This window comes from Halostella sp. PRR32 (genome assembly GCF_034808085.1).
Lineage (GTDB): Archaea > Halobacteriota > Halobacteria > Halobacteriales > Natronoarchaeaceae > Halostella > Halostella pelagica.
Genome location: NZ_JAXHGL010000001.1, coordinates 135580 through 156753, shown reverse-complemented (window position 1 = coordinate 156753; position 21174 = coordinate 135580). Strand labels below are relative to the sequence as shown.

General features: G+C 62.1%; 22 protein-coding genes and 1 tRNA gene. 13 read left to right on the top strand and 10 right to left on the bottom strand.

The window, feature by feature from the left end; all coding sequences use genetic code 11:
• The first annotated feature begins 8 nt into the window (after positions 1–8).
• Positions 9–1970: a Glu-tRNA(Gln) amidotransferase subunit GatE gene (gatE, locus tag SM753_RS00925; RefSeq protein ID WP_323190196.1), complete on the top strand. Its 1962-nt coding sequence runs from the start codon at positions 9–11 to the stop codon at positions 1968–1970.
• 1 nt (position 1971) lies between these two features.
• Here gatE and SM753_RS00920 read toward each other — a convergent pair whose 3' ends face one another.
• The 3 genes from SM753_RS00920 to SM753_RS00910 all read right to left on the bottom strand — a co-directional run bounded on the left by SM753_RS00920 (position 1972) and on the right by SM753_RS00910 (position 4319).
• On the bottom strand, positions 1972–2976 hold the full coding sequence (locus SM753_RS00920) for a hypothetical protein (protein WP_323190195.1): 1005 nt from the start codon (positions 2974–2976) through the stop codon (positions 1972–1974).
• A 64-nt stretch (positions 2977–3040) separates the two neighbouring features.
• Positions 3041–3763, bottom strand: coding sequence for an RNA methyltransferase (locus SM753_RS00915; RefSeq protein ID WP_138797493.1), 723 nt, complete (start codon positions 3761–3763; stop codon positions 3041–3043).
• A gap of 7 nt (positions 3764–3770) precedes the next feature.
• Positions 3771–4319, bottom strand: coding sequence for a hypothetical protein (locus tag SM753_RS00910; RefSeq protein WP_135534199.1), 549 nt, complete (start codon positions 4317–4319; stop codon positions 3771–3773).
• Between the two features lie 181 nt (positions 4320–4500).
• Here SM753_RS00910 and SM753_RS00905 point away from each other — a divergent pair, with 181 nt between their 5' ends.
• The 3 genes from SM753_RS00905 (at position 4501) to SM753_RS00895 (ending at position 7105) form a co-directional block, all read left to right on the top strand.
• Positions 4501–4851: a hypothetical protein gene (locus SM753_RS00905; protein ID WP_323190194.1), complete on the top strand. Its 351-nt coding sequence runs from the start codon at positions 4501–4503 to the stop codon at positions 4849–4851.
• Between the two features lie 245 nt (positions 4852–5096).
• Complete coding sequence (gene folP, locus SM753_RS00900; protein WP_323190193.1) at positions 5097–6287, top strand: dihydropteroate synthase; 1191 nt, start codon at positions 5097–5099, stop codon at positions 6285–6287.
• 134 nt (positions 6288–6421) lie between these two features.
• Positions 6422–7105: a 6-hydroxymethylpterin diphosphokinase MptE-like protein gene (locus SM753_RS00895; protein WP_323190192.1), complete on the top strand. Its 684-nt coding sequence runs from the start codon at positions 6422–6424 to the stop codon at positions 7103–7105.
• Between the two features lie 8 nt (positions 7106–7113).
• Here SM753_RS00895 and SM753_RS00890 read toward each other — a convergent pair whose 3' ends face one another.
• Positions 7114–8121, bottom strand: a complete 1008-nt coding sequence (locus SM753_RS00890) for a zinc-binding dehydrogenase (protein WP_323190191.1) — start codon at positions 8119–8121, stop codon at positions 7114–7116.
• A gap of 102 nt (positions 8122–8223) precedes the next feature.
• Positions 8224–8961 (bottom strand): hypothetical protein, encoded by a 738-nt coding sequence (locus tag SM753_RS00885; RefSeq protein ID WP_323190190.1) that lies wholly within the window; start codon positions 8959–8961, stop codon positions 8224–8226.
• Positions 8962–9202: 241 nt separating this feature from the next.
• On the opposite strand from SM753_RS00885, the gene SM753_RS00880 reads away from it, so the two are divergent.
• Positions 9203–9445, top strand: a complete 243-nt coding sequence (locus SM753_RS00880; protein ID WP_323190189.1) for a PRC-barrel domain containing protein — start codon at positions 9203–9205, stop codon at positions 9443–9445.
• Between the two features lie 101 nt (positions 9446–9546).
• Here the strand turns inward: SM753_RS00880 and SM753_RS00875 are convergent, their stop codons facing one another.
• From SM753_RS00875 to SM753_RS00865, 3 genes are all read right to left on the bottom strand, one after another.
• A complete protein-coding gene (locus SM753_RS00875) occupies positions 9547–10563 on the bottom strand; it encodes a TIGR04024 family LLM class F420-dependent oxidoreductase (RefSeq protein ID WP_323190188.1) in 1017 nt (338 codons plus the stop codon).
• The gene (locus SM753_RS00870) at positions 10560–11336 is read right to left on the bottom strand and encodes a glucose 1-dehydrogenase (RefSeq protein ID WP_323190187.1); all 777 of its coding nucleotides are present in this window, start codon (positions 11334–11336) and stop codon (positions 10560–10562) included. The genes SM753_RS00875 and SM753_RS00870 overlap by 4 nt, the downstream gene beginning before the upstream one ends.
• Before the next feature lie 156 nt (positions 11337–11492).
• A complete protein-coding gene (locus SM753_RS00865; RefSeq protein ID WP_323190186.1) occupies positions 11493–12254 on the bottom strand; it encodes a hypothetical protein in 762 nt (253 codons plus the stop codon).
• Between the two features lie 296 nt (positions 12255–12550).
• Between SM753_RS00865 and SM753_RS00860 the strand changes: the two genes are divergently transcribed.
• The 5 genes from SM753_RS00860 (at position 12551) to SM753_RS00840 (ending at position 16516) form a co-directional block, all read left to right on the top strand.
• A complete protein-coding gene (locus tag SM753_RS00860) occupies positions 12551–13948 on the top strand; it encodes a deoxyribodipyrimidine photo-lyase (protein WP_323190185.1) in 1398 nt (465 codons plus the stop codon).
• Between the two features lie 82 nt (positions 13949–14030).
• On the top strand, positions 14031–14723 hold the full coding sequence (locus SM753_RS00855) for a hypothetical protein (RefSeq protein WP_323190184.1): 693 nt from the start codon (positions 14031–14033) through the stop codon (positions 14721–14723).
• A 123-nt stretch (positions 14724–14846) separates the two neighbouring features.
• Positions 14847–15449, top strand: a complete 603-nt coding sequence (gene sod, locus SM753_RS00850; RefSeq protein WP_135534187.1) for a superoxide dismutase — start codon at positions 14847–14849, stop codon at positions 15447–15449.
• A 187-nt stretch (positions 15450–15636) separates the two neighbouring features.
• Positions 15637–15912, top strand: a complete 276-nt coding sequence (locus SM753_RS00845; protein WP_135534186.1) for a DUF5827 family protein — start codon at positions 15637–15639, stop codon at positions 15910–15912.
• 301 nt (positions 15913–16213) lie between these two features.
• Positions 16214–16516 (top strand): HalOD1 output domain-containing protein, encoded by a 303-nt coding sequence (locus SM753_RS00840; RefSeq protein WP_135534185.1) that lies wholly within the window; start codon positions 16214–16216, stop codon positions 16514–16516.
• Between the two features lie 72 nt (positions 16517–16588).
• Here the strand turns inward: SM753_RS00840 and SM753_RS00835 are convergent, their stop codons facing one another.
• The gene (locus SM753_RS00835; protein ID WP_323190183.1) at positions 16589–17188 is read right to left on the bottom strand and encodes an MBL fold metallo-hydrolase; all 600 of its coding nucleotides are present in this window, start codon (positions 17186–17188) and stop codon (positions 16589–16591) included.
• Positions 17189–17430: 242 nt separating this feature from the next.
• Here SM753_RS00835 and thyX point away from each other — a divergent pair, with 242 nt between their 5' ends.
• From thyX to SM753_RS00820, 3 genes are all read left to right on the top strand, one after another.
• On the top strand, positions 17431–18174 hold the full coding sequence (gene thyX, locus SM753_RS00830; protein ID WP_323190182.1) for an FAD-dependent thymidylate synthase: 744 nt from the start codon (positions 17431–17433) through the stop codon (positions 18172–18174).
• Between the two features lie 101 nt (positions 18175–18275).
• A complete protein-coding gene (locus SM753_RS00825; RefSeq protein ID WP_323190181.1) occupies positions 18276–19481 on the top strand; it encodes a helix-turn-helix domain-containing protein in 1206 nt (401 codons plus the stop codon).
• Positions 19482–19552: 71 nt separating this feature from the next.
• A tRNA-Glu gene (locus SM753_RS00820) sits at positions 19553–19627 on the top strand.
• 207 nt (positions 19628–19834) lie between these two features.
• On the opposite strand, the gene SM753_RS00815 is transcribed toward SM753_RS00820, so the two are convergent.
• Positions 19835–20749 (bottom strand): hypothetical protein, encoded by a 915-nt coding sequence (locus tag SM753_RS00815; RefSeq protein ID WP_323190180.1) that lies wholly within the window; start codon positions 20747–20749, stop codon positions 19835–19837.
• Positions 20750–21174: the final 425 nt, after the last annotated feature.

Here is a 21174-nt window from a genome sequence, read left to right as displayed (position 1 = left end):
CATCAGCAATGACCGAGTACGACTACGAGGAACTGGGGCTCGTGGCTGGGCTGGAAATCCACCAGCAACTCGATACGGAGGCGAAGCTGTTCTGCGAGTGTCCGACGGAACTACGCGAACCGGACCAGTCGGTGCGGTCGTTCACCCGCTATCTCCATCCGACGAAGAGCGAACTGGGCGAGATAGACGAGGCCGCACTGGAGGAGAGCCAGGTCGAACGGGAGTTCGAGTATCTGGCCTACGACACTACCTGTCTCGTCGAAGAGGACGACGAACCGCCCCACCGCCTCGACGCCGAGGCGACGGAAGTCGCGCTCGAGATAGCGCAACTGCTCGACATGAACGTGGTCGACCAGGCCCACGTCATGCGGAAGATCGTCGTTGACGGGTCGAACACGTCCGGATTCCAGCGGACGACCAAGGTCGCGAGCGAGGGCGAGATCGAAACCGACGCCGGGACCGTCGGGATCGAGGATCTCATGCTCGAAGAGGAGAGCGCCCAGCGCGTCGAGGAGACCGACGACGGCGTCCGCTACTCGCTAGACAGGCTGGGAATTCCGCTCGTCGAGATAGGCACCAAGCCCGACATCCGCTCGCCGGAGCAGGCCCGCGCCGCGGCCGAACGGATCGGGATGCTCCTGCGCTCGACCGGCGCGGTCAAGCGCGGCCTCGGCACCATCCGCCAGGACGTGAACGTCTCCATCGCCGAGGGGGCCCGCGTCGAGATGAAAGGCGTCCAGAGCCTCGACGACATCGACGACCTCGTCCGCAACGAGGTCCGGAGACAGGTCGAACTGCTCGACATCGCCGAGGAACTGCAAGCGCGCGACGCGAGCGTCGGCGACGTGCAGGACGTGACCAGCGTGTTCGAGGATAGCGAGGCGCAGAGCGCCTCGGACCATGCGAGCGGGCAAAGCCCGCGAGCAGACACGGACAGCGACGTCATTCAGGGCGCACTCAGTTCGGGCGGCGCGGTCACAGCCGTCCCGCTGTACGGCTTCGACGGCCTCGTCGGCCGCGAGATCCAACCCGACCGCCGCCTCGGAACCGAACTGTCGGACCACGCCAAGCGCCACGGCGCTGGCGGCATCTTCCACACCGACGAACTCCCCGCCTACGGCGTCACCGAGGACGAGGTGTCCGCGCTCCGAGACGCGGTGGATGCCGGGCCCGAAGACGCCGTCGCCATCGTCGCCGACGACGAGGAGACGGCCGCCGCCGCCATCGAGGCCGCCGCGGAGCGCGCGGCGGTCGCCATAGAGGACGTCCCGGAGGAGACACGCGGCGCGAACGACGACGGCACCTCCCGTTACCTTCGTCCGCTGCCCGGCGCGGCCCGGATGTACCCCGAAACGGACGTGCCGCCCGTCGAACCGGACGTCACCGAGGTCGAGACGCCCGAACTGCTCACCGAGAAGGTAGAGCGCTATCAGGACGAACACGGCCTCGACGAGGGTCTCGCGGAACAGGTCGCGTTCGGCCGCCGGATGCCCCTGTTCGAGGATCTGGTCGGTGACGGCGTCGCTGTGAGTGATTCGAGCGGGGGATCGTCGGACGGCGTCGACCCGACGCTGGCCGCCGGGACGCTGGAATCCACGTTGACTGCCCTCGACCGGGACGGCATGCCGGTCGAGAACCTCACGGAGACGCACCTGCGCGACGCGATTACGCTCGTCGACGGCGGCGACGTTCCGAACGAGGGGTTAGAGGACCTGCTGACCGCACTCGCGGAAACCCCGGAGCTAACCGCCGAGGAAGCCGTCGAAGAGGAAGGTCTGGGCGGCGTCGACGAGAGCGAGGTCCGGGAGGCCGTCGCCGAGGTCGTCGAACGCAACGCCGACCAGGTCGAAGCGGAGGGTATGGGCGCGTTCTCCGGACTGATGGGCGAGGCAATGGGCGCGCTCCGCGGCAAGGCGGACGGCGACCTCGTGAGCGAGGTCCTTAGAGAAGAGATACAGCAGCGGGCGTGATCTAGCCGCTTACGTCGTCTTCTTCGTACGTCGCCTCGATAGACACTTCGCTGCCGTCCTGTTGGAGGTCGAACTCGCTCGCTTCGGCTCCGAGTCCGGACTCTAACTTGTCCGTATCGACGTCGTCCTCGCTGTCGTACACCACGCCGGCCCGGGCAGTCGCCTCGCTCGCGTCCGAGTCGATCGCTAGCGACTGCGAGAGACCGACCGCGTTGGTGAACGGCCTCACGTTGACGCCGAGGTCGTCCGACCCGCTCTCCGACTCGAACGTCTCCGACTCGGGCAACACGCCGTAGAGTAGATCGCCGTCGGTGACGGCCTTCGTTACTTTGTCGAACGTGTCGTTGTCCTCGTGCTCTCGGGTTACTTCGCCGCGCTCGGCGTCGATGATGGCCGTTGCGACGCTTCCGGGGTCCTCCAGGTCGTTTCCGGAGACGGCGACGATAGTGTCGCTCCGAATCCCAACGGCGTAGGGGTTATCGGGGTGTTCGTACAGGGAGAAGTCCCCAACCTCGCTCGGGTCGTCGTAGCCCATCTGGTCGAAGTTCGATTCGAGTTTCTCCGTGTCGAACGACCCTTCGAAGACGCTGTACCCGCCGACGAGTATCCAGCGGTCTATCGGGTTAGAACTCTTGTCTATCCCCTCCATGACCGAGGTGAGGCCCATCTGACTGTAACTGAGCGAGAGGAACGCGGCGGCGAGGTAGATCCCGAGCGGGTTCGCGACGAGCGGGTCCGTCGGCTGGCTGGAGTCCGAATCCGATTGGTCCTCCGAATCGTCTTCCAGTTCGGCAAGCGCCGACATGTCGAACACGCCGTAGAGATATCCTCCGCTTTCGCCTTCGAGTTTGGACGCGGTCGGGAACCAGTCCCGGTAGTCGGGCGCACCGCCCGACGAACTGTCGTCGTCGCTTCCACCGTCTAGGACTCCGCTACAACCACTGAGAAGGGCAGCGCTGCTCGCGCCGACCGTCTTGAGAACCGTTCGTCTGTTCGTGTTAACCATACGATATACGAACGCCCTGGAAATATATAATTATACTGAATTGCCATGAATGCCGACCGCGCCATCACTCCTCGTTCAGGCTCGATGTCGCGCGACGGAAAATACCTGTCAGGCGCGACGCCTCGCGCTCGGTGGGGTGGGCGCGGCCGACGAGGCGACGGAGCATCCGCTCGGTTTTCGACCGTTTGACCTCGGGATGGCCCACAGCGACGAGGAACGCCGAGAACTCGTCGTGCAGGCGCTCGATAGCCGGTTGGGCGGCGCGCTCCCGTTCGCGGTCCGGTAGCTGCGTCTCCGCCATCGCTAGATCCCGTAGCTCGTACAGCGTCACCGTCGCCGCCTGTCCGAGGTTCAGCGAGGAGTAGTCGGCGCTGGCGGGGATCGATCCGATCTGGTCGACGCGTTCGAGTTCGTCGTTGGTGAACCCGTTGTCCTCGCGGCCGAACAGGATGGCGGTGTCCGTTTCGACGGTGATCAGGTCCTCGGCCAGTTCGTCGGGCGTCGAGAACGGAAACCGGGTGTGCTTTCGGCAGTCTTCGTTGGTAGTTGCGGTCATTCCGACGGTGTGGTAGTTCTCGACCACCTCGTCGAAGGTGACGGTGTCGGCGTTCGGTAGGATGTCTTCGCGCGCCTGACCGGCGAAGCCGTACGCCTCGCCGTCCCGGTCGAGTTCCGGCGGGTTCACCAGTTTCAGGTCCGAGAACCCGAAATTCTTCATCGCGCGAGCGATAGTTCCGACGTTGCCCGGCGTCTCCGCGTCCACGACCACGATCGAGGGCGCAGTCATCGTCGTCTCACGACGGGTAGTCCGCGGAGAGGTCGATGTCATCCAGAGCGTCCTCGTCGAGGTCAGTCTCTTCCGGTTCCATTGCGTCGCGGAGGGTGATGCGATAGCGGTCCTCGTCGTCGTTGGGGTTCGGCGGATCCGGCAGCGCCTCGGGGTCGGTGTCGACGTGGTCGACGCCGCCGAACGCCTCCGGCGCGCGATTGCCGTCGTCGAACCAGCCGTGGAACGCGTCCTGCAGTTCGTCCTCACCGCGGTAGTCGTCCCCGCCGGCCTCGCTGAACCAGTAGCGGAAATCGGCTTCGTGTTCGTCACAGAGCACGACTTCCGACTTCGGTTCGCCGTAGACTATCTCGGCCTCGCGACACCGTTCGATATCCTCCTCGCCGTGGACCAGGAAGCACGCGTCACACGGCTTGGTGACGAGCGTTCGCAGACGAAGGAGACGTTCGCGGTCCTCGTCGTGCATCTCGTCGAACGGCCGCCAGTTGCCGTCCTCGGTGAATATTTCCGACTCCTCGAAACGCCATCCGCGGAGTCCGACGCTGACCTTTGCCATACGTGATGCTATCCGTCCGCGGCGTAAAAAGCGATTGAAACAACTGAGCGGCCGGTCGTGGGACCGTGACGGTCGGGTCAGTAACGGCTCGTACGCGGACGTAGAACGGTTCCGCGGTTCGGTAGACCCAAAGGGTTTGGCGTCACTCCGATATTCTCTGCCTCGTATATTCCAGCTATCTATGAATCAGAAACCCGTGAAAGAAGGCGACAGTGGAATCGAAACGGTGGAAACGGATGTTCTCTTCTCAATCCTGTCGCGCGAACGCCGTCGGTACGCTCTTTACTGCCTCAAGCAGTACCGGAACCCGCTGACGCTCGCCGATCTGGCTGACGAAGTCGCTCGAATCGAACACGACGAGCAGAACCTCGCTCAGATCCCCGGATCAGCCGTCAAATCGATCTACATGGACCTGTATCACTCGCACGTCCCGAAGATGGACGACGCGGGCGTGGTCGAATACAGCCAGTCCGACGATACGGTGCGTCTCAAATACGAGTTCACCGACCTCGACCTAGAAGAGTTCGCGTAAATACGATGTTTCCCGTCTGAATTCGTCGTTTCCCGGGTGAATACGTCGTTTTCCGTATGACCACGGTGTTAACCCTACGGCCAACCGATGCGCGTTTCGGCTTCGCACGCCGGCCCTTGGAACCCTCTCTCGGTCTGGGACGGTCATCCCCCAACGACTCGGAGAGACCGGGACTCACGGTCACATCAGGGGAGCGGTTCGCTCGGAACGCACTCCTTTTGGTTCCGTGGTCCCGCAGTACAGCCATGCGAAACGTTGACGCCGCGGGGCTGGGGATCGGCGACGACTACCCGCCGCGGATCATGGGCGTGTTAAACGTCAGCGAGGAGTCGCCGTACGACCCGAGCGTCTACGACGACCCCGGTGAAGCGGCCGCGTACGTGGACGAGGACCTGATCGGCGAAGGTGCGGACATCGTCGACGTGGGCCTGGAATCGGCGAACAAGAGCTTCAGTGTACTCTCCGCAGAGGAGGAACTGGACCGTCTAGACACCGCCGTCAACGCCATCGAGAGTGTGAGCGGCGACGCAGTCTTCTCGATCGAAACCCGCTACGCCGAGGTAGCCGACGAAGCGCTCTCGCGCGGGTTCGATATGGTCAACGACATCTGCGGATTCGCCGACCCCGAGATGCCGAACGTGTGCCGGGAGTACGATGTGGCCGTCGCCAAGATGGCTAGCCCGCCGGATCTGGAACGACCCGGTGCCCTCGAAGACGTAGACTGGGCGGAGCGACGGTCCGCCGAATGGGAGCGTAACGCCAGCTACGCGGACTATATCTACGACGCGCTAAAGCAAAACGGTCTCACGGACAAGACCATCGTCGACCCCGCCTTCGGCGGGTGGAGCGAGGAGAAGACGCTAGAGGACGACCGCGAGACGTTCCGCCGCCTCCGCGAGTTCCGCGGACTCGACCGCCCGATGCTCGTCTCGATCAACCGGAAGAACTTCCTGCGGAGTATCAACGACCGTTCGACGGAGGAGGCGTTACCGGTGAGCCTCGCCGCAACGTCGATGGCCGTCGAGCGAGGCGCGCACATCGTCCGGACCCACGACGTGGCAGAGACACGCGACGCCGCGCTCGTCGGTGACACGTTCGCCCGCGAGCGCATCCGCGACGGCGACGGCATCCGCATCGAGGAACTGGACGTGACGACGACCGACGAGGCGCGGCGACACATCGAACGTCTCGGCGGAGACCCGGACGCGGCAACGGCGTGTACGATGCGGGTGTTCGAACTGACAGGACTGACACGCGATGCGCGGCGCGCCCTCGCGTCGGCCGCGGCCGACCGGAACGCCGTGTTCGAAACGGGCGGGGACGGGGTGCTTCTGGCCGGTAAGCCCGCAGATCTATCAGCTATCGCGGCCGTTACTGCGGAGCGCGCCCCCGAGTTCGGACCGACGGAACGACAACTGCGTGACATCCTTGGGTAAGAGAAAACTTATGCCGGATGGATGTGTAGCCCCGCTTGGTAGCCGGAAGGGCCCTCGGGTAGGGGTACTTGGAGGAGCCATTCCGGCTCACGAAATCACGCGTTCCTAAGGATGGTTAACGTCCAGCTACTGCTATGAATTTCGACGAATGGAACCCGGTTTACGAGGCGATCCTGGCCGATTTCGGTTTCGAGCGGTCGGCGGACGAGCGCGTCCGAGACCGCCTCGCCGAACTAGTGTCACCGTTCGATACGGGCCGACTCCCCGAGTTCGATGGGTCGACTGTCGCCGTCGCCGGTGCGGGGCCGTCGCTCTCTGCGGAAACCTCCGTCGCGCGGGAGGCTGACGTGGTCGTGGCGGCTTCCACGGCCGCGGACGTACTCCGAGCGCATAATGTAGCCGTCGATCTGATGGTGACGGACCTCGACAAAAACGTCGGAACGGCGGTCGACCTCTCCGAACGCGGCGTTCCCGTGGCCGTCCACGCCCACGGCGACAACGGCCCGGCGGTCCGGTCGTTCGTCCCCTCGTTCGACCCCGATTTCCTTCTCCCGACGACGCAGGCGAAACCGGCCGGTCCGGTACGGAACTTCGGGGGGTTCACCGACGGCGACCGGGGTGCTTTCCTCGCGGACCACTTCGGTGCGGCCGAACTCCGGTTTCCGGGGTGGGACTTCGACGACGACGCCGTCGATCCCGTAAAGTCGAAGAAACTCGACTGGGCGGAGCGACTGCTCCGTTGGTTAGAACGTCGGCGGGAGGAGCGATTCGACGTGCTCGACGGGCGGCGGGACGGGATCGACCCGGTCCCGGAGTGACGACCGATTCAGGTCCGCAGGACGACTTTTCCGGTGGAGTTCCGACCCTCGATGAACTCGTGGGCCTCGGCGGCGTTTTCGAGGGCGAACTCCTCACCGACGACCACTTCGAGTTCGCCGGCCTGTAACCCGCGCTGTAGGTCGGGAACGGCGCGGAGCACGCGGTCGGGGTCCTCGACCATGGCCCGGCCGAGATGGAAACCGGTCACGGTCTTATTGCCGAACAGGAGCGTTGCCGTGTCGACCTGTCCCGGTTCGCCGCTCGCAGCGCCGTAGGCGACGATCTGACCGAACTGCGGGACTGCGTCGACGCTCTTTCGGAACGTGTCACCGCCCACGCCGTCTAACACCAGGCCGACGCCCTCGCCGTCCGTTATCTCGTTGACCCGGTCGACGAAATCCTCTGACGTGTAGTCGATGGGGTGGTCACAGCCCAGCCGTTCCGCGAGTGACCGTTTTTCCTGCGTGCTGGCAGTGCCGAACACCTCGGCACCCGCGCGGTGTGCAAGCTGTACCGCCGCTGTGCCCACGCCGCCCGCGGCGGCGTGGATCAGGACGCGGTCCGCCTGCTCGTCCGAACCGTCGCCGGACGCTCCGCCGTCCGGGTCCAGACTGCCCCACTCGAACAGACAACTGTGCGCGGTGAGGAACTGGACCGGAAAGCCGGCGGCCTCCGCGAACGACATGCCCTCAGGAACGGGAAACAGCGACTGCGCATCGGTGGTGACGTATTCGGCGTACGCCTCGCCGTCAGTCATAGCGACCACGCGCTGTCCCTCGTCCAGGTCGACGCCCTCGCCGACGGCATCGACGGTGCCCGCCGCCTCCATTCCGGGGACGAACGGCGGTTCCGGGCCGCCGTGGTAGTGTCCGCGACGCTGCATGATGTCGGCGAAGTTGATCCCGGCCGCCTCGACCGCGACGCGCACCTCGCCCTCGTCGGGTTCCGGACGCTCCCGCTCGACGAGACTCAATACGTCACTAGACCCGAACTCCTGGACCTGAATAGCGTCCATGTTACTGCTAGGGCGGGATCGCCGATAAATGGCGGTAAACGGTGACAAACTGCGGAGGAGTTGCGCTCGACAGCCCGCGCGTCAGCCGACTACGGAAGGGACTCAGCTGTCGAGTGCAGCCGTGACACCGTCGAGGTGGTCGATGCCGACGACCGCGAGAACGTCTCCCGCCGTCCGGAGGTCAGCGAGTTTAGCGGCCATGCACTCTTCGCGTGTCGCGTCCCGGAGATGCATCGGCTCCGGGGTTTCGAAGGCTCGGAGGAGCGAGAGGCTCTGATTCGCCTGTCGCTTCTCGTCGGCCGCTTGCTCCGCGGGGGGATCCCGGCGAGTGCACTCGTGGTCGAGGGGGCGGTCGAGTTCGATAGTCCGTCCAGTGAGTCGGGCAACGACCGCACCCAGGCGGCACTGTAGGGCGTGACGCGACACGCTGAGCGTGCCGCGGAGGACGCGGTAGACGGTCCGGGGATCCGGCCGCTCGTCCAGTATCCGCGCCGCGAGGCGAACGACGAACGCGGCGTTCGGCGCGTCTACGCCGACGACCTCGCAGTCTGCGGCCTGAATCGCCGCGCTCATCTCGCCGCCGAACTCGGGCGGAGCCTCGTCTCGCTCTCCGGTCGCGTACGCCTCGAAGAGGGGGATCGCAAGCGGCGACAGTTCGAGGGCTACTGTCGCGGGGTCGTTCGATCCGATCAGCGAACGAACCCGGTGGACGCTCGCGGGATGGTCGTGAACGACGCCGACGAGGGTGATGTCGCCGGCCTGGTCGTTTGCAGACGCGTCGGAGGGAATCGTTTCGACGTATTCGTCGTGAACGCGGGGGTCGTCGGTCGGGGCAGCCATTCGCTACCACCGACTACGACCGGAAGTTGATAACGCTTGCTTTCCTTCAGTAAGCGGGAATTACGAACTGCGACCCTCCGAATCTGTACTGATATTCAGTAGCCTGGCGGCGTAAGCCGGCGTTACTTGCAAAACCGGGTTGATGCGGGGATGGGGTTTTCGGAAAGTAGTCATTTCCTCCGGCAAGTTCACGAAACGATTCTGTCCTCTTATTGCGCCTTCCGTCGCCGGTAAAACCGGAATGAGATCGAACATCACGGACGACGACGAGGGCAAAAACGTCGTCAACGCCGACGGCGAGAAAGTCGGAATGGTCACGGAGGTACGCGGTGGGACGGCCCACGTCGACCCCGACCCCGGGGTCACAGACAAGATCAAATCGAAACTCGGCTGGGGCGACACGAACGACGACACGTACCCCCTTCAGGAGGCGAACGTCGACGCGGTGACTGACGACGAGATCCGTCTGAGGCGAGACCTCTAAGCGGCCGTATCGCCGTTTCACCGGAAGCGTAGCACCGTCCAGAGTAGATTGCCGTTCGTTCTCCGGGACTGCCGGCGAACGACGACGAAAGCGGACGTTTCCTACGGTTCTAGCGCGTCGAGCGTCTGCCGCGCATCATCGACCGTCGCAGCGCGCGGGAAGCTAACGGCGACGGCATCGACGCCGTCTATGCTCTCGAACGTCCGGATCCGGTCACGAACCTCGTCAGGTGTCCCGACCGCGGCGAGGTCGTCGAGGAGCGCGTCGTCGACGAGTTCCACGGCACGGTCGCGGTCGCCGTTCGCCCACGCCGTGGCGACTTCGTGGGCGGTGTCCTCGTACCCCTGCCGGGCCAGCGAGTCGCGGTAGTACGTCCCCATCCCGCCGATGTAGAACGCGCAGTGTTCAGCGCCGAGTTCCCGCGCCCGCTCGCCGTCGTCAAGCGCACAGCAAGGGAGAGAGAGCGTCACGCGCACGTCGTCGATGTCGCGACCGCCCAGTTCGACGCCGCGACGGAGGTCCCCGAGTCGGTCCCGGAGTCCCTCGGGAGTGAAAACGATCGCGTGCCACCCGTCCGCGAAGCGTCCGCAGAGTTCCACCGCCTTCGGCCCCATTCCCGCAGCGTCGATGGGCGGCACCTGTTCCGGCGGGTCACAGCGCAGACGAAAGCCGGCGAGATCGAACACGTCGCCGTCGTAGTTCAGCGTCTCCCCGTCGAGAACGGTGCGGTACACGTCGATGTACTCTCGGGTCCGCCTGAGGGGACGGTCGAAGTCGACGCCGTGCCAGCCTTCGATGACGGCGGGGCCGCTCGGACCGACAGCCACCCGGAGTCGTCCGTCCGCGACCTCCTGAAGCGTCGCCGCGCTCTGGGCGATAAGCGCCGGCGACCGCGAATAGACGTTGAGAACGCTCGGTCCGATGCCGATCCGTTCAGTGCCGTGTGCCATACTCGTAAGCGTCGTGACGGCGTCCCGGCCCCAGGTTTCGGGGAGCCATGCCCGCTCGTACCCCAGGTCTTCGGCCCGTCGAGTGAGGTCGACAAGCGTCTCGACGCTCGGCTGGGCCGCGACGGGGAGGTGGACTGTCCGGTCGGCCGCCGTCGGTTCGTCCGTCATATCTCGGGATCCTCCTTGATGTCGGGAACGCCGGCCGGAGCGATCGACTGTCCGACGAGGTACGAGGCGGCGGGACTGGCGAGGAACTGCGCGATGTCGGCGATCTCCTCGCTAGTGCCGAGTCGCCGCTCGACCGTCTCCCTGTCGACCTCGTCGGCGGACACGCCCATCTGCGCCTCGACGCCGGGCGTAGCGACGTATCCCGGCGAGATGCAGTTGACGCGGACGTTCTCGCTCGCCCACTCGAAGGCGAGCGTCCGAGTGAGGTTGATCACGCCCGCTTTCGCCGCACCGTAGTGACTCATGTACGGTGCGCCCTGCTCACCGGCCACGCTGGCGAGGTTGACGACGACTCCGCCGCCGTCTTTCAGGTGTTCGCCGGCGACCTGCGTGCAGTGATACGTTCCGGTGAGGTTGATGTCGACGACAGTCCCCCACCCGTTCGGCGTGATGTCGTCGAAGTTCGCCATGAAACTCGCCCCGGCGTTGTTCACCAGCACGTCTATCCCGCCGAACTCCTCGACGGTCGCCGCTATCAGGGCCTCCACGGCGTCTCGTTCTGTCACGTCACATTCGACAGCCAGCGCATCGCCCGGACGGTCGCTCTCGGCGATCCCGTCAGCGATCGGTTCGACGTTGTCGATGTCGCGGGAGCAGACGACGACGTCGACGCCGTCGTCCGCGAACCGCTCGGCGATGGCCTTTCCGATGCCGCTTGACGCCCCCGTTACTACCGCCGCCTCGCCGTCGACGTGGAACTGTTCGACCGTCACGTTTGACCCTCTCCTGAGCGCATATCCGATAATACACGATCAACTCTCATAAAGTTGTACGGATGCCGCGCAGTTCAGACTGGAAACGCGCGGCCGAGTGCCGCTTATGCGCCGGCGGTCTCGGCGGGGAACCGACCGCTGACTGCCCGCCACGGCTTAGTTCCGTTCGTCCGGGTGCGCCAGCGCGAGATACGGTTCCACCTCGGTGACCACCTCGGTCGCGGAGACGACTCGGTCCTCGACGGCGACAAGCCCGGTCTCTCGGAGTTTCGGCAGGTCGATGTGGTGGAGTCTGGTGACGATCTGTTCGATATCCGGTTGCTCGGTCGTCTGCGCGGCCGCGATACGCTGTGCGAGTTCGCGCACGTGGAGCGTTCCCTCCGCTCGCAGGAGACTACGCAGTACGAGCCGTTGTGAGCGGGAGGAAAGAACCTCGAACACGTCGTCGGAGGACAGTTGGTCGTCAGTCGGTTCGAGGCTTCGGCCGAGTCGCCCCAATTCGAACACCGTGCCGAACGTCTCCGTGACGGGTCGGATCGTCCGCTCGCCGCGTTCGCCAGTTTCGAACGACGCACAACTGACCGCTCCGAGCGCCGACAGTGACGACGTGAGTCTGTCGAGAAAGCCGGTTACTGACGGGATCGGAACGTGATCTAATAGGGCGTTCACCGTATCGAGGTAGACGACGGTACGATCCGCGTCGGGCAGTTCGCTGAGATGCGTCTCGACGGCATCGTGGAGGTGCTGCAGGTTCCCCGGATCGGAGACGGTCCGGACTCGGTCTGGGTCTACTCCCGAAACAGTCGGTCGCGTCCGCTCTCCCACGTCGACGATGCCACACGTGAGAGGCGGCGCGCCGACGTAGTCGCTCCACCGATCGACGAAGCGTTCCGCAGACAGGTCACAGGTGACTGCCACCACGTTTCGCTCCGTCGGACGGTGTCCACTGACGATATCGAGACAGGTCTCCCGCGAAGCAGCGTTCAACCGTCTGGTCAGTATCACGGTGTGTGAATTCGCGTTCGAGAGTACACCTCTTGTTATCGACATTTTTTCAGCCACTGAAACGCGATTTCTGTTCACGAGGATATGACATAAAACTTTGTATAGAACTACAATTTGAACCAACAGCGGACGCACAGGACCGGCGGATGTTATATGTGTTACATGAATGGCGGCCCGGGATTTTTCTCCCCACCGTCCTCACGGAACGTATGCAGCTCCACTGGCACCGGCGGGACCTCCGAACGGCGGACAACCGGGCGCTTTCGCGGGCGACCACTGACGGTCCGGTCGTTCCGGTGTTCGTGTTCGATCCCGCCGTGCTCGAACACGGGTCGCCGCCACGGGTCGAGTTTCTGCTGGACGCGTTGTCGTCGCTTCGCGAGCGATATCGCGACCGCGGGAGTGACCTGTTGGTCCGACACGGCGAACCCGAAGTGGTCCTCCCCGAACTGGCCGAGACGTACGAGGCGGAAGCGGTGTTCTGGGCGAAAGACTACTCGGGCCTGGCGCAGGAACGCGATGCCGCCGTCCGGCGCTCGCTCGACGAGGCCGGGTTCTCCTGCGAGGCAGTACGCGACGGAATCTTCCACGAGCCCGGGGCTATCACCACCGCGGACGGCGACCCGTACTCGGTGTTTACGTACTTCGGACGAAAGTGGCTCGACCGAGAGAAGGGAGCGCCGTACGACGTGCCGGATGCGGGCGCGTTCGCCGACGTAGAGGGCGACGCACTGCCGACGCTAGACGACCTCGGATTCGACGACCCGGAGGCCGACATCTCACCGGCGGGTACGGCCCCCGCCCGCGAACGTCTCCGGGCGTTCTGTGAGTCAGACATCTACCGATACGAGGAGCGCCGTGACTACCCGGCGGACGAGGCTACGTCCCGCCTCTCGCCCCATCTCAAGTGGGGCACCATCGGCGTTCGCGAGGTGTACGACGCGACGACGGACGCGCTCGCAGAAGCCGAGACCGAGGCGGAACGAGACTCCGTCGAGGAGTTCCAGTCGCAACTCGCCTGGCGCGAGTTCTACACGCACGTCCTCTATTTCCATCCGGACGTGGTGCGGTCGAACTACAAGTCGTACGAGAACGACATCGCCTGGCGCGACGACCCGGACGCGCTTCGCGCCTGGAAGGACGGCGAGACGGGGTACCCTATCGTCGACGCGGGGATGCGACAGTTGCGGGCGGAGGGGTGGATGCACAACCGCGTCCGAATGCTCGTCGCCGCCTTCCTCACGAAGGATCTGCTGATAGACTGGCGTGAGGGGTACGACTGGTTCCGCGAAAAACTCGTCGACCACGACACCGCAAACGACAACGGCGGCTGGCAGTGGGCCGCGTCCACCGGAACTGACGCACAACCATATTTCCGGATATTCAACCCGATGACGCAGGGCGAGCGGTACGACCCCGACGGCGAGTACGTCCGCGAGTACGTCCCCGAACTCGGCAACGCAACCGCCGAACAGATCCATGACTGGCCCGACCTGACCCTGACTGAACGGCACCGCACCGCGCCGGGCTATCCCGAGCCTATCGTCGACCACGGCGAACGGCGCGAAGCCGCGGTAGCGATGTTCGAGGCCGCACGCGGCGAGTGAACGGATGTCGCGTTCCTCTCCGAAACCGTAGTAATGCGAACGGTTAGGGGGGTCGTTGTCGTACTACCACTGGGGGATTCTAATGACGGGGAACCATCACCAGCGACGGCGACTGCGGATCCGCCGGCGGACGTTTCTGGCCGGCGTTAGCGGGATCGCGTATAGTTTCGGGACGGGGACCAGCGCCGCCGCACAGGAAACGGAGGAAGACGGTCAAGAGACTGACGACGGGCAGGGAACTGAGGAGGAGGGAGAAGTCCAAGCGACGCGGGAGATCGTTTTGCAGGAGCAGGGCGATCCCTGGACCGGAAACTACGTCGGACAGTTCATGATCGCCACGTACCGTCCGGACGATCAGGGGTCGATCCCGGCGGCCGTGGGTGACTGCGAGATGGAGTGGGGGGTAAACGAGGCGCTGCGGTACAACGGTATGCTCGTCGACCGCATCCGGGACGACCCCCAGCGACGGGAAGTCGAAATGTACGTTGACGGGACCACCTGGGAGTCCGAACAGGGGACGCCGTTTATCATCACTCGAAAGAGCGATTGCACGGACGAGTTCATCCGCCTCACGATAGAGACGGTCCCGCCGGACCGCGGGGAGGTAGCGACCGGGAGTGGCCCCACGGTCGAGGGTGAACCTGACGAGAACGGAACGAACACCGATACTGGCGACGGCCTGCCCGGGTTCGGTGCGCTGGTCGCGGGGACTGGTATCGCTGGCGGAGTAGCGACCCGGTTACTTCGATCGAAAACCTCGGAATCGAGCGAGTAACGGGTGGATGTACGCCGTCCGGTTAATATCACAATCCTTACTTTAATCTGCTTCCGGGTTCGTTGACCGGTTCGTGTGGTTTTAACTACGATCCTAGCGAACGTCTCTCTGGAGGAATTTACTATGGCAGACCACGAACTCCCACCACTTCCGTACGACTACGACGCGCTCGAACCGGCTCTTAGCGAACAGGTACTCACCTGGCACCACGACACGCACCACCAGGGCTACGTCAACGGCCTGAACAGCGCCGAGGAGACGCTCGCGGAGAACCGCGAGTCCGGCGACTACGACGGCACTGCGGGCGCGCTCGGCAACGTCACGCACAACGGCTGTGGACATTACCTCCACACGCTCTTCTGGGAGAACATGGATCCGAACGGCGGAGGCGAGCCGGAAGGCGAACTCGCCGACCGCATCGAGGAGGACTTCGGTTCCTACGAAGGCTGGAAGGGTGAGTTTGAGGCCGCCGCGAGCGCCGCGGGTGGCTGGGCCCTTCTCGTCTACGACCCGGTCGCCAAGCAACTGCGCAACATTGCGGTCGATAAGCACGACCAGGGCGCGCTGTGGGGTAGTCACCCGATCCTCGCGCTCGACGTCTGGGAGCACTCCTACTACTACGACTACGGTCCGGACCGCGGTAGCTTCATCGACGGGTTCTTCGACGTAGTCGACTGGGACGCGGCCGCCGAGAACTACCAGGACGTCGTTCAGCTGTTCGAGTAACCGTCGCCGCGTAGCGACGAGTCGTTCACCTTCGAATTTTTATCGCGTTCGTGACCGTACGCCGGAGCGATGGGTCCGTTCTGATAATCGTCCGACAGCGCAGAGGGAATACGACGGCGCGAAAGACCCTCGATACCCGCCTCTCGACATCGTGCGATTTACCCCCGCCTCCGCCGTAGTCGACCGTATGCCCGTTCCGAAAGACGAGTTCGACCAGTTACACCCCTGTGACTTCTACACGCCGGACGAACTGCTGGCACCGGGGCAGATGTACACCGTCTACGAGATCGCACGAATGCTTCAGGAACTCGACCCGGACGCAGAGATCGACGTGGAGACCGAGAACGTCCTGCTCGACTGGGCGATCCCCTGGATCATGCGCAATTCGGACGATCTCGTCGTCGCGCAACCGCGCGAGGAAGAGGAACCGGGGTACTACGGGTTAAAACAGACTGAAGACTGAAATGTCGGCTGTGATTCCTTGAAGAATATCGGACCCTCGGGGTCCGGTTGTCTTTACCAAGTTACAGCCACCGGTATGAGATACCCACAGCGTCAGCGGCGGTCGATCAGCGTTCAAGCACTGTTGTACCAACCGAAACCGGCGTCGAACACCAGTTCAACCGCAGATCGACGTTTGACCCGAGAGCCCTCGAAACACTTCCTTCAAGCATACCTTGCGGCGGTAAAATCTGCCGGAGCTTCCCTTCTGAAAGAAAAACAGTGACGTAGGTTTATAATCGGTAAGGTTGGGATACAGTTTGATGACGTCGAAAAGCAACTCACTTTCACTGTCCTCGAAGGACACGCCCGACTACGCGGTCGAACACGATTTCGGGGGCGACCAGTTACTGAGTACTACCGTGATCTCCGCCGTCGCTGATAGCGCCGGCGTTCAACCGCTCGAACTACCGCCGCTCTACGAGACTATCGACCCTGACACGCTCGACTCGCTGTTTCGTCCGTCAACCGGAGACGGGCCAGATCACATCTCGTTCACGCACGTCGGATACGCCGTCACCGTGTACGGCGACGGGACGGTCGTCGTCGAAGACGCCCCACAATAGCTCCTCGATCACCTGCTTGCTCGCATCTTGACGTTCCTGTCGTCTCGTTCGGTTCTCAGTTTCCGACGGGAATCAGGCCTGTCTCGCCATCTTCGCCGCGAGTTCGATGTGCGAGTACGGGTCGTTGCTGACGCTCGGCCCGTGACCGGTGTGCATCTCCCGAAGCGTCCCGTTCACGCGGTCGGCCACACGATCGATGCTTTCTATCAGGGTTTCCCTGTCTCCCTCCTCCAGATCCGTGCGGCCGAAACTCCCGTTCTGGAAAACCAGGTCGCCGGCGAACAGCACGTCGGCGTCCGGTGAGTAGAAACACAGGTGGTCGTCCTTGTGCCCCGGCGTGTGCAAGGCGACGTACTCGTCGTCGCCCAGACGGACCGTTTCCTCGTCGGCGATGGCGCGGTCCACGTCGTCCCGCGAACCGTCGTACCCCCACACCTCGATCCCGTCACCGTCCGGACCGTCGTCGAAGGCGGAGACGACCTCGGAGAGGTTACCGATGTGGTCGGGATGGGTGTGCGTCAGTACGACGGCATCCAGTCCGTCGACGCGCTCTCTGACCTTCGAAACGACATCGAAGTTCGACCCGGTATCTACGAGTACCGTTCGGTCGCCGGAGACGAGAAACGCGTTGCTCGTAAACGCCTGCGTGTCGGCAGCCAGGTTAGATATCATGTCCACCACTACTCGTCACCGATGCTTGGGACTTCTTATTGCGTACCGGTTCTCCTCGCCCGAGACGGCTGTGGATCGCTCGCCGATCCGCGGGGGCCATCCGTGACCACTTCATCAGTCCGCGAGAGATGCGTCCGCGACCATTCCTCCCGTCCGCTCGCGGACCGCAGTCTGCACGGCGAGCGTGGGCCAGAAGTGCCGAAGGAAACATTTACCAGCAGAGTACGAGTGGAAACCCTGTAATGAAAGTCGAACTCCTCGAGGCGACTGAGGACCCGGAGCGCGTGATCTGTACGGCGGCGCGAAACGACTACATGGGCGAGTTCGTCGGCGATCAGTCGTTCGAAACGATCATGTCTACCGTCGAGGGTGAGACGATGGACGAGCGAAAGCGGACGCTCATCGGCCACCTCCTCGACCACGGTCACTTCGGTCCGTTCGAGCACCCGCAGGTGACGTTCGCCATCAAGGGAATCAGCCGTTCCTGCATGGCCCAGATCACTCGGCACCGCCACGTCAGTTTCGACGTGCAGTCGATGCGGTACGTCTCCTTCGACGATGTCGACCCCGCCGATGTCGAGGAGGGTGAGATGGTGGTCACGCCGCCGTCTGCGTCGGACCCGGACTGGGTCGGGCGGAATCAGCAGTCGGGTTCCGTCGACGAAGACACCGTCGCGAAGCGCGAAGAACTGTTCCAGCGGTCCGTCCGTCAGTCAGTCGTGGATTACCAGGAACTGCTCGATCTGGGAATGCCGCCCGAGGACGCACGATTCGTTCTCCCGATCGGGACGGAGGTGAACATGGTGATGAGTATGAACGCCAGGATGTTGATGCACGTGGCTGATATGCGGGCCGCCGCCGATAGCCAGTGGGAGATCCGAGACATGACAGAACGCATCCTCGATCTCGCAGCGGAGTGGTGTCCGATCACGTTCGAGTACTACGAAGAGAACATGAAAAACCGGAAGAACCGTCTCGCACCGTAACCCCGAGCGATCACGGTCGGAAAGAGACGGTTAAAATGTAGTAATTCTCATACAAAGCACGTCGCAAAGCCTTTGACAACGCCCCGATTTCACTTACACGAATGAATCGGGCGCTCGGTATCGCTCTCCTGATCAGCGTGGCCGCACTCGCCGGAGCGGCCGTGTACGATCCGGGTTCCGGAGGGCAGGAACGCGGCGTCGTCAGTTCCGACGTTGCGCGGGCCGAAGAGTCGAACGTGATCGGAACCCAGCAGTTCGATTACACGGAGTTCCGGATCGAGATGCTGTCGAACGGGTCAGCGCGGTGGACGTTCCACTTCGAGCGCCGACTGGCTAACAGTTCAGAAGAAAGACAATTCCGGGAGTTCGCCGAGGAGTTCGAAGAGAACGAGACGCAACTGTTCACGGACTTCCGCCAACAAGGTGTGGCGCTAGCGGACAAGGGCACGAACGCGACCGGCCGGTCGATGAACGCCACGGCGTTTTCACGGCGCGCCGAGGTGGCCGAGGAACTCGGGACTGACACGACGGGCGTCGTGGAAATGTCGTTCACCTGGCGCGGGTTTGCCGAGCGAGACGGTGACCGCGTTATCGTCGGCGACGTGTTCGAAAGCGGCCTCTACATCGGCCCAGAGCAGGCGCTCGTCATCGAGACGAGCGATGACCTGACCTTCGAGTCCGTCTCGCCGGACGGCGAACTGTCTGACGGAGCGCCGTCCGAAAGCGATTCGGTGACCTGGCGCGGCGAACGGCGGTTCACGGACAACCGCCCGCGCGTCGTCCTTGCCCCTCCGAGCGCCGTCAAAACGACAGCGACACCCACGACGGAGAACGTCGCCGATGATGGGGGCAACACCGACTCGCCCGACGAGGACGAAAGCACAGTCCTGAGCAGTGACCTCACTATCGCCGCCGCGCTCGCCGTCCTTCTGGTCGGTGCCGTCGCGGTCGTGGCGCTTCGTCGCGGGGACGCGTTATTCGGTGAGTCCGACCAAGAAGGGAACCAGTCCGAGGACGACGAAACGGGTAGGACGCGAACCACGGGAGCGGCGGATGCTCCCGTCGACAACGAGGAGTTCCTCTCTGACGAGGACCGAGTCATTAAACTCCTCACTGAGAACGACGGCCGGTTGAAGCAGGTCAAGATCGTCGAACGGACGGGATGGTCGAAATCGAAAGTCAGTATGCTTCTCTCCGACATGGAAGAGGAAGGGACTATCAGCAAACTCCGCGTCGGCAGGGAAAACATCATCAGCCTCGACGGCGACGAACCCGAAGCCGCCGGGTCACCGTTCGACGATGAGTGATACGAGAAACCGCCTCACGGCGTGACTAAAACGCAACCGTTAAAATACCCACACCTCCTACAATTTAATGCGCTCTGGTGGTGTAGTCCGGCCAATCATCTTGCCCTCTCACGGCAAGGACCAGGGTTCGAATCCCTGCCGGAGCATCCGTTTCCTATTTCCGTCATGCACTTTTAGCTCCGTCTCAAGTTGAAACATAGATTGCCGTCTGTGGCAAGTAAGCGGGCCGGGTTCTCAGGATGCGCACGCAGTAATACGATTCCACGTTATTAACAAACAAATTATGAAATTTCGGCTCAATGAGCGAATTCTTATATCTCAATTAGTAGTTCTGTATCAGATATTTGGAGAGTTTATTTGTACTCATTAGGAAATCTTGACTGCTTGATAACCTCCTCAATGAATTTTGTCTCTGTTATTTGATGGTCTGTATATTGATGGACCAGAGAGCGGTCTATAGTAAACTGTGTTCTGTTGCCAGCAGGATCGATTAACGTAGCCTTCAGTTTTGACTGAGGGAGAGAAGTGCTTTCTACCAATCCTACGTAGGCAAAAGAAACCGACTGAATTACTAATTGTATCAGGTCTTTCTCTGAGAACTCAATTTCACATTCCAAATTAACCTCACCGCCACTCTCAAGGGCATATTCATTCCTCGTCACTCTTACACCTTGGTTGGATTCCAAGGTTTTCGTGAAGTCATTGAGTTTCCTATGATCAGGTGTGTCAACAGGAGGGTGTTCCTTATCTCGCTGATTACTAACTGCCCAATACATAGGCCAAATGAGAGGTTGGAGAAGGAATACAGCCAGAGCAAACAGTAAAGTCAGACCTACAAAATCTAACCCAGAACGGTAGTGCCAGAATCCAAAAAGGGCAGTTCCGATCATCAAGTAAGTCATCCACTCTGAAAACACGGTCAGTACAACCGTGGGAAGACGTTTCCATTTGACAGGGAGAGTATCAATATTCCGAATAAATTCTATTCGAGAGCGTGGATAATCCTCTAATCTTCCTTGTTTGAATATCGCAATCAACCAACGTTGAAATCTCTCATCCTGTGCATCCATGTTCGTGAATGAACCATCTGCTCCAAAAATAGCTACATTGTGAGCATGGGCGGCAACGGCGGCAGCAATTCCAAATGTAGCTACATATCCATATAGAACGTTTGATGAGATCGAATAGAGATAGAGGACGGCAAGTGGCGGAATATAAACTCTGCCGGCTTTAGCATGCAGTAGTGACCGTGACGCAGTGCCATTCATATATAATAGTTAATATTTCGACCATAAATAATTACTCAAGCACTGGATCATCCACTCTGTTTTCAGAGTTGGGTGCCCACTTACACTTAATGTCCCTCAATGGTACAATATAGTTGTTCGTAATATGCAGGTACGCTCATTAATCTCGAAGCTTGGCAATTACTTCCTTCGTCTTTTTTGACAACACCTTCAAACCCTCAATTCCATCTCGGATGGCTTCATCAAGAGATGCATCAATGTCTTCACCCTGATACCAAACTGGATCTGAATTGAATGCCCACCCCTAGTCTAAACCTGCATATGGATCCAAACCCATCTCTTGATTCAACTCCTCAATTTGGGCATTCATGGCATCGATGCTATCGAACCCCTGCCGGAGCATTTCTGTCGACGTAACTTCGCGTAGCGACGCGTCCCGTGACGAT

Bases quoted from the DNA above. Each gene is read 5' to 3' on its own strand.
- SM753_RS00920 (WP_323190195.1), bottom strand. From the start codon at position 2,976: ATGGTTAACACGAACAGACGAACGGTTCTCAAGACGGTCGGCGCGAGC.
- SM753_RS00880 (WP_323190189.1), top strand. From the start codon at position 9,203: ATGAGATCGAACATCACGGACGACGACGAGGGCAAAAACGTCGTCAAC.
- SM753_RS00825 (WP_323190181.1), top strand. From the start codon at position 18,276: ATGAATCGGGCGCTCGGTATCGCTCTCCTGATCAGCGTGGCCGCACTC.
- SM753_RS00815 (WP_323190180.1), bottom strand. From the start codon at position 20,749: ATGAATGGCACTGCGTCACGGTCACTACTGCATGCTAAAGCCGGCAGA.
- thyX (WP_323190182.1), top strand. From the start codon at position 17,431: ATGAAAGTCGAACTCCTCGAGGCGACTGAGGACCCGGAGCGCGTGATC.
- SM753_RS00915 (WP_138797493.1), bottom strand. From the start codon at position 3,763: ATGACTGCGCCCTCGATCGTGGTCGTGGACGCGGAGACGCCGGGCAAC.
- sod (WP_135534187.1), top strand. From the start codon at position 14,847: ATGGCAGACCACGAACTCCCACCACTTCCGTACGACTACGACGCGCTC.
- SM753_RS00910 (WP_135534199.1), bottom strand. From the start codon at position 4,319: ATGGCAAAGGTCAGCGTCGGACTCCGCGGATGGCGTTTCGAGGAGTCG.
- SM753_RS00905 (WP_323190194.1), top strand. From the start codon at position 4,501: ATGAATCAGAAACCCGTGAAAGAAGGCGACAGTGGAATCGAAACGGTG.
- gatE (WP_323190196.1), top strand. From the start codon at position 9: ATGACCGAGTACGACTACGAGGAACTGGGGCTCGTGGCTGGGCTGGAA.
- SM753_RS00855 (WP_323190184.1), top strand. From the start codon at position 14,031: ATGACGGGGAACCATCACCAGCGACGGCGACTGCGGATCCGCCGGCGG.
- SM753_RS00875 (WP_323190188.1), bottom strand. From the start codon at position 10,563: ATGACGGACGAACCGACGGCGGCCGACCGGACAGTCCACCTCCCCGTC.
- SM753_RS00840 (WP_135534185.1), top strand. From the start codon at position 16,214: ATGACGTCGAAAAGCAACTCACTTTCACTGTCCTCGAAGGACACGCCC.
- SM753_RS00890 (WP_323190191.1), bottom strand. From the start codon at position 8,121: ATGGACGCTATTCAGGTCCAGGAGTTCGGGTCTAGTGACGTATTGAGT.
- SM753_RS00895 (WP_323190192.1), top strand. From the start codon at position 6,422: ATGAATTTCGACGAATGGAACCCGGTTTACGAGGCGATCCTGGCCGAT.
- SM753_RS00835 (WP_323190183.1), bottom strand. From the start codon at position 17,188: ATGATATCTAACCTGGCTGCCGACACGCAGGCGTTTACGAGCAACGCG.
- SM753_RS00845 (WP_135534186.1), top strand. From the start codon at position 15,637: ATGCCCGTTCCGAAAGACGAGTTCGACCAGTTACACCCCTGTGACTTC.
- folP (WP_323190193.1), top strand. From the start codon at position 5,097: ATGCGAAACGTTGACGCCGCGGGGCTGGGGATCGGCGACGACTACCCG.
- SM753_RS00860 (WP_323190185.1), top strand. From the start codon at position 12,551: ATGCAGCTCCACTGGCACCGGCGGGACCTCCGAACGGCGGACAACCGG.
- SM753_RS00885 (WP_323190190.1), bottom strand. From the start codon at position 8,961: ATGGCTGCCCCGACCGACGACCCCCGCGTTCACGACGAATACGTCGAA.